Genomic DNA, 13,657 nt, shown 5'->3' on the forward strand with positions numbered 1-13,657 from the left:
TTGCAGGTCAGCGCCATCCGGCACACCCACCATGCGGACCGCTTCACCCACCCTGACGGCCTCTGGGATCAGTGGGTCAATGCCCTGGCCCACCTCCGCGACGACCCCACTTACGCCCCCGTCGAGCGGCGCCGCTTGACGGACCTCCAGTGCGAGTTCGCCAACGGCTGGCGACGCCTGTAGGTCGCGGTGAAATCACCGGCCCCAGGCCCCTGGTGTCCTGAGTCGCTAATTCGTGTGCAGTATGCGGCGAGGGTGTCGAGGATGTCGTCGGCGCTCTCCGTCCAGACGAACGGCTTGGGGTTCTTGTTCCACTCGTTGATCCAGCCGCGGATGTCCCGTTCGAGTTCAACGACGCTGCGGTGGGCCTAGCGCCGGAGCTTGCGGCAGGTCAGCTCGGCGAACCAGCGCTCGACGAGGTTGAGCCAGGACGCCGAGGTACCGCAAGCGAACTAACGACTCAGGACACTAGAACGGCATGCATCACCCAACCACGCGCATTCTGCTTAAGCAGTACATCCCCGACGTCGACCCGTCGGCCCTCCACCGCAGTGTCACTAACCCTGAAAATCGGGATGAGCAGGCCATGGACATGCAGCGCCTGGAGAGTCTCTAGACTCAGGCTATAGCCGCGCTCTTTCGCCTTTCGGATGAACGAACCAGTATCAAGAAGCTCGTCCTGAGTGAAGATGAAAGGGACCTTCAACAGCTCCAAAGACGAGCGCACTTGGTGTTTCACCGCGAAGTCCTCTTGACCAGGCATGAACAGGTTCCTCACCATGCACAAGACTTACGGGAAGCGCGGGATCAGTTCCATCCGTCGAGCGACACTTCAGTACCGCCAGCGAGGTATCGACTCAGCGCGCTGGCGGTGGTGTCGACGAAGGCATCGGGAATGGCGTCGCCGTCGACCCAGCAGACGCGGGAATGTTTGCTGGGTTCGCGGTTCTCGGGTTCGCCGGTCCATTCGTGGGCGGCGAAGACGACCGTGAGGAAGCCGTTGGGGGCCTCGACGCCCCAGGCGCCGTGGATGATGTGGGCGACCTTGAGGGACTCGGGCTTCACCGTGAGGCCGGTCTCCTCATACAGCTCTCGGACGGCCGTCTCGGTGATCGGTTCGCCCCGTTCGCTCTTGCCGACAGGGAGGTCCCACATGCCCTGGGCAAACTTGGCGTTCTCGCTGCGCTGGAGGAGGACGACGCGGTTGGTGGCCTTGTCGTGGACGATGACGGCGGCGACCAGCAGGGTCATCGATTCGAGCGCCGGCTTGAGGGCCTTCGGCTGGTCGTCGGTCTGCTGGGTCACGGTGTTCCCTTCGTCGGGCGGGTTGTCGGGCATGTTAGGCGAGGGCTTCGCGGGCGCGGCGGGCGAGATCGGCGGCGCCGGGGACGCGGCGGCGCTGGTAGACCGCGAGCGTGGAACGGAGCGAGGTGATCGCCTTCCGGGTCCGGTCGGAGGTCATGCCTTCCCTGAGGACCAAGGCTTGGGTCCAGGCGGCGACGGCTTCGTCGGCGCGGGCCTGGGCGGCGAGGCTGTCGCCGAGATCGGCATGCGTGAGGGCGTGGACGCGCTTGTACTTCTCAGGATCCCAGCGCACCAGGGCGTCCCGGTGTTGCTGCTCGGTGCCGGTGTGATCGGCCAGGTCCGTCAGAGTGCGGGCGGTGTGGCTGGCTACGGTGCCAGCGGCGGGGCCGCTCACGCGGGAGTAGCTGGGCTGGGGGTCGTTCTCCCGTAGGAGGGCGTCTTCGGCGGCGAGGAGGGCACGCGCGGCCAAGGGGTGCTCGTTGACGGCTGCGTAGGCGCGGGCGTGGGTGATGTGGAGGAGAGCCTCGGTCTGGCCGTCGACGTGGCCGAGACCTGTGCGTAGGGCGCCTTCGACAAGGTCGACGCAGTGGTGGGGTTGCTTGAGGCTGAGGGCCTGGTGGGCGAGGGCGCGCATCATCCAGGCGGCGTGGCCGTGGGGGTCGGCTTCGCAGGCGAGTTGGTAGCCGACCTGGTAGTAGCGCTGAGCGGCGCCTTCGTGGCCGAGGTCGTGGTGCTTCCACCCTGCGAGGTAGGCGAGTTCGGCGACGGCGCCGAAGGCGGCCCGGCGTAAGGCTTCGTTGGGAAAACGTCCGCGCAGCATGGGGGCCGCGGTGTCGGCGAGGTACGCGGTGACGGTGGTCAGGCCGTGTCCGCCGCCGAGGCGCTCGTCGGCGGCGCTGAAGGCCGCGGTGATCTGCCGTACGACGTCCACGTCCTCCGCGCCGACCAGGGACGTGCCGGTACGGGCGCGGAGCATGCGGGCGGTGGCCTCGTGGTCGTAGCCGAGCGGCATGGCGACGCCGGCGGTGGTGAAGGCCGCGATGGCGAGGAAGCGGCGGCGCTCGACGTCGGCCCGGCCCAGGTCGGTGGCGGCAAGGACGGGGTCGGATTCCCCCGGCTCTTCGTCATCACCGGCCTGGAGGCCGATCTCGGTCTGGGTGACCGTGCGCCCCACTCTGCGGGACAGCGCCTCGGCCAGGTACTGACCTGCCCGGCCGGACGGGGCACGGGTGCCGTTCACCCAGTGCGAGATGGCCGACTTGTTGGTCTGGAGGATCTCGCCGTTCTCGGCGGCGATGCGCCGCACGTCTCTGGCGATGCCCTCGTAGGTGCAGTCGACCGCCGCGATGACGTCGCGCAGACGGGAGTTGGGTTTTCTCTGCGCCCCCACGATCGCCTCCACTCTGGAGCTGTAAACCGCGTATACCGCTTCAACTGCCTTCCACCGTACCCACTGAGCGTGACCACCGGTTCACTTATCAGCAGCCGCCCGGAACGGCGCGACCGTGATCCAGGCTCTCTCCTGGTCCGGGCAGCACCCCAAAGTTCCGTACGCCCACACCGGGCTCGGGCATTCCTGTGCCCGGACCCGGCCGATCAGAGACGGAGACACGGTGACCACCATCGACACCTCGGCCATCACGGTCGAGCTGCCTGAGGCGTTCGACCCGCGCTGGAGCCGCCTGCCCGGCGTCCAGGTCGACGGCCGGCGCATCACGATCGACCCGGCCGAGTACTTCTTCCGCTTCGAGTCGAGCACCTGGCTCGTCGCCGACTGGGAGCTGGTCAAGTCCCAGCTCCTGGACGTGGACGAGACGACCGAGAGCGCGGTCGAGCAGCTCGCGCTCGACTTCATCAAGCAGCACGGTGAGGCCACCTCCGACGCGGCCCGCGTCCTGGCCACCGCGTACGAGGTGTACGCGTACCTGTTCCGCGAGGAGCACCTGGCCGGCCTCGGCCTGCCGCAGATCACCGCCGACCACCTGCGGACGCTCCGCGAGGCCGCCACGCTCATGGCGCTCAACAAGGTCGAGCTGGACGGGCACATCTCCAACGTCGGCCCGTGCTGGTTCTTCCCCGCCGCCACCTCCGTCGTCTTCGACCTGGACGACGAGACGGGCGGGATGCTCGACGAGGTCTACCACGGCGGCTGGTTCAACGAGCACCGCCGGATCGAGTCCATCAAGGCCCACGCCGCGCTCGGCGGGCGGCTGGTGCACGGCTGCCAGTCCGTGCCGGACCAGTCCGGCGGCGTGGTCGCGCCCTACGGTGCCTCGATGGCGAACTTCCGCGATGACCTTGCTGCGTTCAAGGCGGGCTGGATCGAGCAGGTCTACGCCCACCGCGTGGACCCCGCCGCGTAACCCCACCGATCAGGCTCCGGGGCGGGCCGGCATCTCCCGCCCGTCCCGGACGCCACCATCCCTCCCCGGAGCCCCACGTGACCACGAACCCCAGCGCCGAACTCCTCGACAACCTGCTCACCGCGACCGGCCAGACCACCGCCGTACGGGAGGAGGTGCGCGTGTGGTCCATGTCCGGTGTCGAGCGCGTCACCTTCCCCGACGGCACCACGGCCGTCTTCAAGTACGCCAGGAAGCCCTTCGACAGCGAGGACCAGGCCCTTCGCCTGGCCCACACCCTCGGCGTACCCGTCCCCCAGGTCCACGCCTCCGCCGTCCTGGACGGCTGGCTCGGCATGCTCATGGAGGACCTCGGACCGTCCGCCCGCGAGGCCGACGACCTCGACGGCGTCGCCGCGGCCGTGATCCTGCACGGCACCCGCAAGGCTCCGCCCTTGCTCGTTTTTGACCGGGAGCGGCTGCGCGCGCTCCCGGCCCGGGCGCTGGAGCATCTCGAACGACTGCGCAAGGGCGACCGGTGGCAGGACGCCGACGACGTCGAGGACGCGCTCGACCAGATCGCCCAGGCCGCCGAGGCCCGCTCGGCCGGAGCGACGCTGGAACCGTTCGGCTGGGTGCACTCCGAGTTCCACCCCACCAGCCTCCACATCGGCGAGCGCGGCTCGCGACTGCTCGACTTCGCCCGCGCCTTCACCGGCCCCGGCCTGCTCGACCTCGCCAGCTGGCACGGCACCATCGAACCCCCGCACCCCGTACGCCTGCGCGTCTTCCTGGAGCAGTACGTCACCGCCAGCGGCACCCCCGACGCCCTCGCCCCGCGCGGCGGGCTCACCGCCGAGAACTGGGCCCTGGGCTGGCACCGCATGTGGGCCGTCGAGTGGTTCATGGAGCAGTCCGTCCGCTGGATCAACGACCCGGCCACCGACCCCGCCTACATCAAGGCCGTCCGCCGCCACCTCACCGACGTCCTCCACCTCCTGGAGATCTGACGTGCTCGCCCAGGCATCCCCATGGCACGCCCACGCCCTCCAGCGCACCGCCTCCGGAATCGCCGAACCCCTGGCCGTGCCTGCGCGGATGGAGTGGACCACGAGGCCCGGCCAAGGGCCCGGCGCCGACGTCCTCGGGCCCGACCTGCGTGGCAAGCGGCTCCTGGAGCTCGGCTGCGGCCCCGGTCACAACGCTGCCCACCTCGCTACCCTTCCCCGAGCTCTCGGCTCCGCTCGAGCAGGGGAGACCCCAATCGGCGCCCACGTCACCGGCGTCGACCTGGTCGGCCTCCAGGTCCGCCGCGCCCGCTCCCACTACGGACGGCTGAACAACCTCACCTTCGTCGCCGGCCACGCCCTGCACTACCTGCACGCCTCCGACGAACAGTTCGACGCGATCTACTCCGTCTTCGGAGCCATCGGCCTCGTCGCCCCCGAGCTCCTGCTCCCGGCCATCGCCCAGCACCTCACACCCGGGCGAGTGCTCGCCTTCTCCGTCCCCCACCCGCAGCGTGGCGGCCGAAGCCCCTCGGGCGACGACCGACCCCGCCGCGACCACGTCCCCCTCCCCGACCGCACCCGGCTCCCCATCGCCCGATGGGAGTTCTCCCCGGACCGATGGGAGAAGCACCTCAGCCGAGCGGGCTTCCGGCTCACCTCTGCCCAGGAGTTCCACGACCCCCGCATGGGCCACTGGCCCACCACCCTGCTGATCCGCGCCCGCAAGCTCTGACAGCCGCTTCTCACCTCGGCTTCTGGAGGACCAATGCGCCCGCCCTACCTGCTCCTCGACATCGACGGCGTCCTCATCCCCTTCCCCGACGAGCACGGCTCGCCCCCGGCCACGCACGACCGCCACGACGTCGTCCCCACCGGCCGCAGCGCCGACAACCCGGTCACCGTCTGGCTCCACCCCGAACACGGCTGCCTCCTCATGGACGTCATCCGCACCGGGTTGGTCACCCCGGTCTGGTGCACCAGCTGGCGCCAGGACGCCACGACCCTCATCGGGCCCCTCCTGGGCCTCCCGACGCTGCCGTACATCGACCTGCCGCGCCCGCAGATCACCACCAGCCACCCCAACGGCTACCTGTGGAAGCGTGACCACGTCGAGGCCTGGCTCGACAGCGCCCCTGCCGTGTGGATCGACGACGACTTCACCAGCCTCGACCACACCTGGGCCGCAGAGCGCACCGCCCGCGGAACGGCAACCCTCCTCGTACAGCCCGACCCACACCTCGGGCTTCAGCCCGAGCACCTGACCGAGGTGACGAAGTGGGCCGCGCAGCTACCCACAGTCCGCGCCGCCTGACGACTGATGCCCTCGCTGCGATGAGCAGCGAGGGCATCAGGGTGTGCTGTGTGGTCCGACTACTTGGGTGCGGGTAGAAGTCTGGAAGCCCGCCTGCGCGAGCACATCGCCCTGCTGCTCCCCGACGCGGAGGCCGCGGCCGATCGGCTCTGGCGCGGCAGCATCACGTGGTACACCGCCCGCGCCCGACTCGACAGCATCCACCATCAGGTGAAGCAAGGACTCGGCAACGGGCCACTCGCCGCCCATATCCAGGTGGACGCACTCGCCCGCGACTGCCAATGGCTCCTGATCCACCACCAGCAGCGGGAGCGCGCGTGACCGCCGAACGGTGGTGCCACTGGCACCAAGGCCTCACGGACCGGCCCACCCTGATCGCCCTCATCGAGACCGGCTCCGGCCCCGGCGGCATCCTCTACGCCTGCCCGCAGTGCATGAGCATCTACCGACTCCGGCCCCTGGCCCCGGCCGCGAGCGGCGGCCCCATCTACGAACGCCGCCGCACCTGAGACAGGGCCGCCGGCGGCATTCCCCCTCCGCCGGCGGCCCCCACCTCCACCCCGCATGCGACACCCGCCACGGCGCGGCCATGCCCTCGTCATGAAGGAGTGAGACCCATGAGCGACTACAAGGAGTACAGCGACAGAGCCGAGGTCAAGGGGCACAAGAAGCCCGGCCCCCGGCGGCGACCAGGGGAACGGGACGAGCTCCGGCTGTATGGTCTTAGCGCCCATCCCGGCCATCCTCGCCGGGGTCGCCGTCCTGGTGTTACGGAAGGTTCTGCGATGACCAAGCCGCCTCACACCTGCCCGCAGTGCGGCCGTCCGGACTGCAGTCCGCCAGACCCGTCCACGCTCGGCGTGCCGAACTGGCTGTGGTCGCTGCTGGTCATCGTGGGGTTCGCGGTTGCTCTGCTCGGGTACACCGCCGCCCAGCGCTGAGCCCGCGGCCGGTACACCGGGCCAACGACAAACGGCTTCCGTCCCTGCTCGCACGCCAGATGGATCTTCGTGACCCGCCGTCCCGGGGCCTCGGACCGGGGGACCTTCCCGGATTCCCGGTGGAGCCTGCGAGTACGACCCGCGGGCACGTCCTCGCAGACAGGTCCTCGCAGGCACGTCCCCGCAGGCACGTCCCCGCAGGCACGTCCCCGCAGGCAGGGACGGCGTACCGGACCTAGGGTGGAAGTACCGGCGTCATTCCGGAGGTGCGTCATGGGCCGTAGCCACCACTTCCACCTCGATCATCACGGCCACTCGATCACCGTGAACGTCCGTCCCGGCCGGACGAGCCGGCTCGAGCTGCTGGTCGACGGCAAGGAAGTCTTCCGTCAGCGCGTGCAGGGCACGGGGACCAGCGTGCTGACCGGCGAGCTGCCCGGCGACCCGCCTGTTCCGTTCCGGGTGCTCGTGCACCAGCCGAGGCTCGGGGCACTCATCCCCCGCTGCAGCCTGGAGGTCGACGGCGTCGAGCAGCCCATGCCGGAGCGCGCGATGGTGTGAGCCGTTCCAGCGTCCGCAGGGGCCGCTCCCGGTTGCTGCATGGGGCCGTTCGCCTGTTCCCTGTTCCCTGTGAGTCGTTGCCGCTGCTCACGGTGCGAGTCGTCTCCGTGGCCGAGAGAGATCGCGGAATTCCGGACTCCGCCACCGTGATCAGGGTTCCGCCGCTTGACCGGACCGGGTCCGGCGAGCGCCCGCGTGCGCCGGCAGGGGCACTGATCACGGGCGCCGTTGAGCGTTCCCGGACCGTCCGACGTATGCAACTCCGTGCGATCGGTGCGGGCCTGGCAGGTGATCAGTTTCAGCCCCGTCGCTCCGCGGAGCGGGGCGGGGTGCGACGATGACCGGACCATGAGGACGGGGACTGAGCTGCGAGCACTGCGCACAGCGGTGTTCGCGTCGGTGTGCGCGCTGCTCTCCGCGCTGGGGCACGCGTCGATGTCGGGCGCCCCGCTGCCCTGGTGGGTGGTGGCCGGTGCCGCCGCCCTGACGGCCGCCGGGGTGTGGTGGCCGACGGGACGGGAGCGGGGCTCCCTCCGGGTCGGTGCGACCGCCCTGGCGACCCAGGCCCTGCTCCACGGGGTGTTCTCGCTGGCGCAGGTTCTCCTCCGCCCCGTCCCCTCCCGGTCGTTCGCCGGACAGTGGGTGGCACAGCTGCTGTGCGCTCCCCCGCACCCGGCCGACGCCATGAACGGGGGCGCGGCACGGGCCGGGCGGAGCGGCGGAGTTGCCGACGCCCTGGCCCACGGGTCCGGCGGTGGCATGTCCCCGGTGGACCACGGCCACCCGGCCGGCCATGCACAGCACCTCGCCCACGGGGCCGCCGATCCCATGGCGGGCATGGACGGCATGCACGCGGCGATGGACGGCATGGCGGCCGGCGGCGGGGCCGTGGGCATGGTCGCGGTCCATGTGCTGATCGCGCTCGCCGGTGCGGTCTGGCTGTGCGGCGCGGAGCGGGCGACGTTCCGGCTGCTCCGGGCGGTGTCCGCCCGGCTGTTCGCGCCGTTGTCCCTCGCCGTGGGCGGTGCCGCGCCGGTGCCGGACCCGCTCCCGGTCCGACGGGCCGCGTGGGAGGCCCGGCCGCCGTTCCCCCGGCTGCTGCTCGCCCACGTCATCTCGACCCGTGGACCGCCGCGCGTGCTCGCTGTCCGCTGACAGCACGGAGCCATCGGCCGACGGGCGCGGCGACCCGCCGTATCCGCCCCGGCCGTCCATTCCACCGGTCCGCCCTTCGGCAGTGACCGGCACACGCGAAGGACCTCGCACGATGACACCTGCCTGCACACCTGCCCGGACACGGGCGACAGGGGCGACACGGGCGCCGCGCACGGCTCCGGCCGTCGCCCGCACCGGGCCGCGGCCCGCGGGGCGGCCGGGCCGCTCAGCCGGCGCGCGAATCCCCCTGTCCCGCGCCTCCCGTCTCCCCGTCCCCGTCGAGCGCGGCGCGCAACGCGGCGAGCAGGCCGTCGGCTCCGGGTTCCGGCTCCTGGGCGGAGCCGGTGAACTCCCGCAGCCGCTGGACCTGCCGCTCCCAGCGGCGGCACTCCGGACAGCCCGCCAGATGCGCGTCGAGCGCCGGACCGTCGACGTCCGGCGGCAGTGCCTCGCCGTCGGCGCGGGCGGAGAGGGCGGTGCGGATCCGGGAACACTGCATGCCCCCATCCTCTCCGAGGGGTACGACGGACGGCGACACTCCGGCGAGGAGGCGGCCCATGCGTGACGACGCACAGGTGACGGCCTGGGCGCTGGCCGCCCGCTCCGGGGACCGCGAGTCCGTGGACGCCTTCGTCCGCAGCACCCAGCTCGACGTCCGCCGGTACGTCACCCATCTCAGCGGCGACGCCCAGGCCACGGACGATCTGGTCCAGGACACCTATCTGCGGGCGCTGCGCAGCCTCCCGGGCTTCGAGGGCCGGTCGTCGGCGCGCACCTGGCTGCTGACGATCGCCCGCCGGGTGGTGGCCGACCGGATCCGGGCCACGTCCGCGCGCCCGCGGCTGGCGGGGGTCGAGGACTGGCAGTCGGCGGCGGAACGGGCCCAGCCGCGCGGGCTGCCCGGCTTCGACGAGGGAGTGGCCCTCTCGGAGCTGCTGTCGGTGCTGCCCGCGGAGAGGCGTGAGGCGTTCGTGCTGACGCAGCTCCTCGGGCTGCCGTACGCGGAGGCGGCCGCGGTGGCCGACTGCCCCATCGGGACGGTGCGTTCCCGGGTGGCCCGGGCCCGGGAGGCCCTCGTCTCCCAGCTCGACGCGGCGGATGAGGACACCTCGGCCACCCGGGAGGGCCCGCGGGCGGCGGAGCCGGTGGCGCGGCCCGCTCCGGCCGTGCGGAAGCGTCGGCCGGCGCTGCTCGCCGGCGCAGCGCGCTGAGCCCGTCACGGCCGGACGCGGGGAGCGGGCTGCGGTGAGGATGCCGTACGCCTGCTCCCCGCGGCGCGGGATCCGGAACCGGGCCGGCCCCGCGGTGTCCGGTCCGCCCGGCGTCCCCGGATGCCGGGGAGCCGGGGGGAGCCGGGAGGCCGGGGGGGGAGCCGGGAGGCCGGGGGGAGCCGGGAGGCCGGGGGCGGCCGGGGCGGCGCCGACGGTCCGCCCGTCCGGCCCCGGTCGCGCCTGACCGCAGCTTCGTTCGTCCGGCTCCCGGTCACCCCGGCCCGCACCTCCGTTCGTCCGGCCCCGGCCGCCCCCGACGGCAACTTCCCCGGAATCTCTGCCGATCGACGGGAACTCCCGTGCGGATTCGCCCGACCTCTGTACCGACGCGCCGACACCCGCGCGCGGAACAGAGGAAGGAGGCGGTGATGCAGCAGGACACGGGGAGCGCTGAGTCCGACCGGTGGAGCCTGGTCGCGGTCGCCGGGATTCTCTCCTTCGTCGCCATGCTCGACATGAGCATCGTCAATGTGGCGCTGGCCGACATCGGGGAGAGCTTCGCGGTTCCCGCCGAGACCGCCCAGTGGGCCGTCCTGGGCTATCAACTGCCGGTGGTGGCCCTGTTGCTGCCCGCGGGCCGGTGGCTCGACCGGGTGGGGATGCGACCGGCGCTGCTCACCGCGGTCGCCGGGTTCGCGCTGTCCGCCGCGGCGGCCGCCCTGGCCCCGGCCGTGGGGTGGCTGATCGGAGCACGGCTGCTGCAGGGCGCCTTCGGGGCGCTGCTGTTCGTGCTGATGCCGGTGCTGGCCACCCGGGCGGTGCGCCCCGAGGTGCGGGGCCGGGCGATGAGCGTGCCGGCGACGCTCGGGCCGCTCGGCGCGGTCAGCGGACCGGCCCTGGGCGGGCTGCTGCTGGACCACGGGGGCTGGCGCACGGTGCTGCTGGTGAAACTGCCGCTGTGCCTGGTCGCCTGGGGCGTCGCGCGGGCGGCGCTGCCCCGCGGGGGGCGGCTGGCCGCCCCCGGCCGGCGGGAGGCGGTGGACGCCGCCCTGATCGCGGGCGCGGTGGCGGCGGCGCTGCTGGCCCTGACGCTGGCCCCCGGATCGCCGCGCTGGGCGTGGGCGGCCCTGCTGGTGCTCCCCCTGGTGGTGGCCTGGGCGCGCGGTCCGGGCGGCCGTCCCGTCCTGGCGGTGCTGCGGGAGGCACGGACGTACGGCACGCAGGGCGCGGTTCTGGCGCTCGGTGCGGCGTTCGCCGCGGTGCACTACGTGACCGCGCTCCATCTGCAGCGCGACGACGGGCTGAGCGCCTCGGTCACCGGCCTCACCCTGCTCGCCTTCCCGCTGGGCATGGCGCTGGCCGGGCCGGTGGGCGGCCGGCTGGCGGACCGCTGGAGCCCCCGGCCGGTCGCGGTGGCCGGCGGCGTCCTGGTGGCCGTCGGCTTCGTCCTGCTGGCGGCCGGGGACGACTGGCAGCCGGTGCGGATCGCCTGGCAACTCGGCATCGCCGGGGTGGGGATGGGCCTCTACGGCGGCCCCGCGCAGTTCCTGGTGATGAGCGCGGTGCCCGCCGCACAGCTGGCCACCGCCGGGTCCACGGTGCAGCTCGCGCGCAGCCTCGGCTTCACTCTCGGCCCGGCCCTGGCGACCGCGGTGTGGGGACTGTCCGGGCCGGGTGCCGCCGGGGCACGGACCGCGCTGGCCGCCGCCGCGGTCGCGGCGTGCGCGGCGGTTCCGCTGCTCGCGCTGCGGCCCGGTCCGCGGAGAGCCGGTGCCGCGGCGGTACGGCAGGGCTGAGGGCGCGTCCCCTCCGGCTTCCGGCTTGTCCCGCCTCCTGCCCTCCGGTCCCGCCGCCCTCCGGCGGCCCGTGCCGATCGGCCGCCCCGCCCTCGGATTCCCCTTCTCCCCCTCCCCCGACAGCCTCTCCCCGACAGCAAAGGAGCCGCGCCATGTGCGGCATCGCAGGCTGGGTCTCGTTCGACGAGGACCCGCGCCGTCAGGTCCCGGTCATCGAGCGGATGACCGCGTCCCTCGCCCTCCGCGGACCGGACGCCTCCGGGGTCTGGTGCGGCCCGTACGCCGCTCTCGGCCACCGGCGGCTCGCCGTGCTCGACCTCGAGGGCGGGGTCCAGCCGATGACCGCCGGGCCGGAGGGCGCGGAGGTGGTGCTGAGCTACAGCGGCGAGGTCTACAACCACGACGAGCTGCGGACCGAACTGCGGCGCCGGGGCCACGACTTCCGCACCCGGAGCGACACCGAAGTGGTGCTCCGGGCCTACCAGGAGTGGGGGGACGCGCTCACCGAGCGGCTGGAGGGGATGTACGCGTTCGCCATCTGGGACAGCGAACGGCAGCGGCTGCTGCTGGTCCGCGACCGGCTGGGCGTCAAACCCCTCCACTGGGCCCGGACCCCCGGTGGCCTGGTCTTCGGCTCCGAGCCGAAGGCGCTGTTCGCGCACCCCGCGGTCCGGCCGCGGGTGGACGCGGACGGCCTGCGCGCGGCGTACAGCCTGCTGTTCTCCACCGGCCCCACGCTCTGGTCGGGGGTCCGGGAAGTGGAGCCGGGCGGCATCACCGTCCTGGACCGCGGCGGCGTGACCGAGCGGCGTTACTGGCTGCTGGAGGCCCGGCCGCACACCGACGGCCCGGAGGAGACCGTCGAGGAGGTGCGGCGCCGTCTGGACCGGGCCGCCCGTGCGCAGCTCGCGGCCGACGTCCCCCGCTGCACGCTGCTCTCCGGCGGGCTCGACTCCACCGTCCTGACCGCGCTGCTGGCGGACGAACTCCGGCTCCGGGAAGGGCCGGAGGCCCGGCTCCGCTCCTACGCCGTCGACTACAGCGACCAGGCCGAGCGGTTCACCGGCGATGTGCTGCGCACCGGCCACGACACGCCGTACGCCACCGAGGCCGGGGCGTTCATCGGCACCGACCACAGCACCGTCGTCCTCGATCCGCGCGCGCTGCTCGATCCCGAGCACCGCGCGGCCGTGGTCGCCGCGCGGGACTCGCCCATCGGTGTCGGGGACATGGACACCTCCCTCTACCTGCTGTTCGGCGAGATCGCCCGGCATTCGACGGTGGCGCTCTCGGGGGAGGCGGCCGACGAGGTGTTCGGCGGCTACCCCTGGTTCCACAGCCCCCGGGCGCTGGCCGCCGACACCTTTCCGTGGCTGCTCGTCACCGGCGACGAGGCCGCCATGCCGCTGCACCCCGACCTGGCGGACACGCTGGCCATCGGCGCGTTCCAGCGGGACACCTACCGGGACGCACTGGCCGCCGTGCCCCACCTGGACGGCGAGTCCCCGGTGCAGCACCGGCAGCGGGAGATGCAGCACCTCTCGCTCACCCGCTGGCTGCGGCAACTGCTGCACCGCAAGGACCGGTTGAGCATGGCGCAGGGGCTGGAGGTCCGGGTGCCGTACTGCGACCACCGCCTCGTCGAGTACGCCTTCTCCACCCCGTGGGAGCTGCAGAGCTCCGACGGCCGGGAGAAGAGCCTGCTGCGGGCGGTGGGCACCGGTCTGGCGCCGCACTCCGTGCTGCACCGGGCGAAGAACCACTATCCGGCCACCCACCATCCCGACTACAACAGCGGCCTGCAGGACATGGCGCGCGACGCCCTGGGGGCGCACGGCGGGACGGTCCGCGATCTCGTCGACGAACGCGCCGTCAAGCCCTGCCTGGACACCGACCCCGCGCAGCTGGAGTGGGGAGACCGGCTGCGGCTGGAACGGGTCGTCGATCTCGCCCTGTGGCTGGGCCACCACCGGCCCGAGCTCGTCCTCTGACGCCGCCGGTCCCCGCTTCCGTCCGTCCGCGCC

17 protein-coding genes and 1 pseudogene are annotated in these 13,657 nt (G+C 72.7%); 13 read left to right on the top strand and 5 right to left on the bottom strand.

Going from position 1 to position 13,657, the window contains the following annotated elements:
* Complete coding sequence (locus ACFYYR_RS07245; RefSeq protein ID WP_388847851.1) at positions 1-183, top strand: DUF6000 family protein; 183 nt, start codon at positions 1-3, stop codon at positions 181-183.
* A 32-nt stretch (positions 184-215) separates the two neighbouring features.
* On the opposite strand, the pseudogene ACFYYR_RS07250 reads toward ACFYYR_RS07245, so the two are convergent.
* The 4 genes and pseudogenes from ACFYYR_RS07250 to ACFYYR_RS07265 form a co-directional block, all read right to left on the bottom strand.
* Positions 216-440: pseudogene (locus ACFYYR_RS07250) on the bottom strand (IS630 family transposase); the annotation flags it as partial.
* A gap of 20 nt (positions 441-460) precedes the next feature.
* A complete protein-coding gene (locus ACFYYR_RS07255) occupies positions 461-763 on the bottom strand; it encodes a hypothetical protein (RefSeq protein WP_388847853.1) in 303 nt (100 codons plus the stop codon).
* Between the two features lie 44 nt (positions 764-807).
* Entirely contained in the window at positions 808-1,338 is a 531-nt protein-coding gene (locus ACFYYR_RS07260) for an NUDIX domain-containing protein (protein WP_388847855.1), read from the bottom strand.
* A 1-nt stretch (position 1,339) separates the two neighbouring features.
* Complete coding sequence (locus ACFYYR_RS07265) at positions 1,340-2,695, bottom strand: tetratricopeptide repeat protein (RefSeq protein ID WP_388847857.1); 1,356 nt, start codon at positions 2,693-2,695, stop codon at positions 1,340-1,342.
* 223 nt (positions 2,696-2,918) lie between these two features.
* Between ACFYYR_RS07265 and ACFYYR_RS07270 the strand changes: the two genes are divergently transcribed.
* The 9 genes from ACFYYR_RS07270 (at position 2,919) to ACFYYR_RS07310 (ending at position 8,626) form a co-directional block, all read left to right on the top strand.
* Positions 2,919-3,668: a hypothetical protein gene (locus ACFYYR_RS07270; protein WP_388847860.1), complete on the top strand. Its 750-nt coding sequence runs from the start codon at positions 2,919-2,921 to the stop codon at positions 3,666-3,668.
* A 77-nt stretch (positions 3,669-3,745) separates the two neighbouring features.
* On the top strand, positions 3,746-4,657 hold the full coding sequence (locus ACFYYR_RS07275) for a phosphotransferase family protein (RefSeq protein ID WP_388847863.1): 912 nt from the start codon (positions 3,746-3,748) through the stop codon (positions 4,655-4,657).
* A 1-nt stretch (position 4,658) separates the two neighbouring features.
* Positions 4,659-5,390: a class I SAM-dependent methyltransferase gene (locus ACFYYR_RS07280; RefSeq protein WP_388847866.1), complete on the top strand. Its 732-nt coding sequence runs from the start codon at positions 4,659-4,661 to the stop codon at positions 5,388-5,390.
* 33 nt (positions 5,391-5,423) lie between these two features.
* Positions 5,424-5,969, top strand: a complete 546-nt coding sequence (locus tag ACFYYR_RS07285) for an HAD domain-containing protein (protein ID WP_388847868.1) — start codon at positions 5,424-5,426, stop codon at positions 5,967-5,969.
* 63 nt (positions 5,970-6,032) lie between these two features.
* The gene (locus tag ACFYYR_RS07290) at positions 6,033-6,290 is read left to right on the top strand and encodes a DUF6415 family natural product biosynthesis protein (protein WP_388847871.1); all 258 of its coding nucleotides are present in this window, start codon (positions 6,033-6,035) and stop codon (positions 6,288-6,290) included.
* The gene (locus tag ACFYYR_RS07295; RefSeq protein WP_388847874.1) at positions 6,287-6,478 is read left to right on the top strand and encodes a hypothetical protein; all 192 of its coding nucleotides are present in this window, start codon (positions 6,287-6,289) and stop codon (positions 6,476-6,478) included. Before ACFYYR_RS07290 ends, ACFYYR_RS07295 begins: the two co-directional genes overlap by 4 nt.
* 276 nt (positions 6,479-6,754) lie before the next feature.
* The gene (locus tag ACFYYR_RS07300) at positions 6,755-6,910 is read left to right on the top strand and encodes a hypothetical protein (RefSeq protein ID WP_351503814.1); all 156 of its coding nucleotides are present in this window, start codon (positions 6,755-6,757) and stop codon (positions 6,908-6,910) included.
* A gap of 273 nt (positions 6,911-7,183) precedes the next feature.
* Entirely contained in the window at positions 7,184-7,471 is a 288-nt protein-coding gene (locus ACFYYR_RS07305) for a hypothetical protein (protein WP_388847877.1), read from the top strand.
* A 348-nt stretch (positions 7,472-7,819) separates the two neighbouring features.
* A complete protein-coding gene (locus tag ACFYYR_RS07310; RefSeq protein WP_388847880.1) occupies positions 7,820-8,626 on the top strand; it encodes a PE-PGRS family protein in 807 nt (268 codons plus the stop codon).
* Positions 8,627-8,852: 226 nt separating this feature from the next.
* On the opposite strand, the gene ACFYYR_RS07315 is transcribed toward ACFYYR_RS07310, so the two are convergent.
* Positions 8,853-9,125 carry a zf-HC2 domain-containing protein gene (locus ACFYYR_RS07315; RefSeq protein WP_388847883.1) on the bottom strand — a complete coding sequence of 91 codons (273 nt, stop codon included), beginning with the start codon at positions 9,123-9,125 and terminating at the stop codon, positions 8,853-8,855.
* Positions 9,126-9,183: 58 nt separating this feature from the next.
* Between ACFYYR_RS07315 and ACFYYR_RS07320 the strand changes: the two genes are divergently transcribed.
* The 3 genes from ACFYYR_RS07320 (at position 9,184) to asnB (ending at position 13,624) form a co-directional block, all read left to right on the top strand.
* Positions 9,184-9,837, top strand: a complete 654-nt coding sequence (locus ACFYYR_RS07320) for a sigma-70 family RNA polymerase sigma factor (RefSeq protein ID WP_388847886.1) — start codon at positions 9,184-9,186, stop codon at positions 9,835-9,837.
* Positions 9,838-10,265: 428 nt separating this feature from the next.
* Complete coding sequence (locus ACFYYR_RS07325; RefSeq protein ID WP_388847889.1) at positions 10,266-11,633, top strand: MFS transporter; 1,368 nt, start codon at positions 10,266-10,268, stop codon at positions 11,631-11,633.
* A 152-nt stretch (positions 11,634-11,785) separates the two neighbouring features.
* Positions 11,786-13,624: an asparagine synthase (glutamine-hydrolyzing) gene (asnB, locus tag ACFYYR_RS07330; protein ID WP_388847892.1), complete on the top strand. Its 1,839-nt coding sequence runs from the start codon at positions 11,786-11,788 to the stop codon at positions 13,622-13,624.
* Positions 13,625-13,657 lie beyond the last annotated feature (33 nt).

Origin of the sequence: Streptomyces sp. NPDC001922 (assembly GCF_042891165.1) — a bacterium.
In the GTDB taxonomy this organism is placed as follows: Bacteria; Actinomycetota; Actinomycetes; order Streptomycetales; family Streptomycetaceae; genus Streptomyces.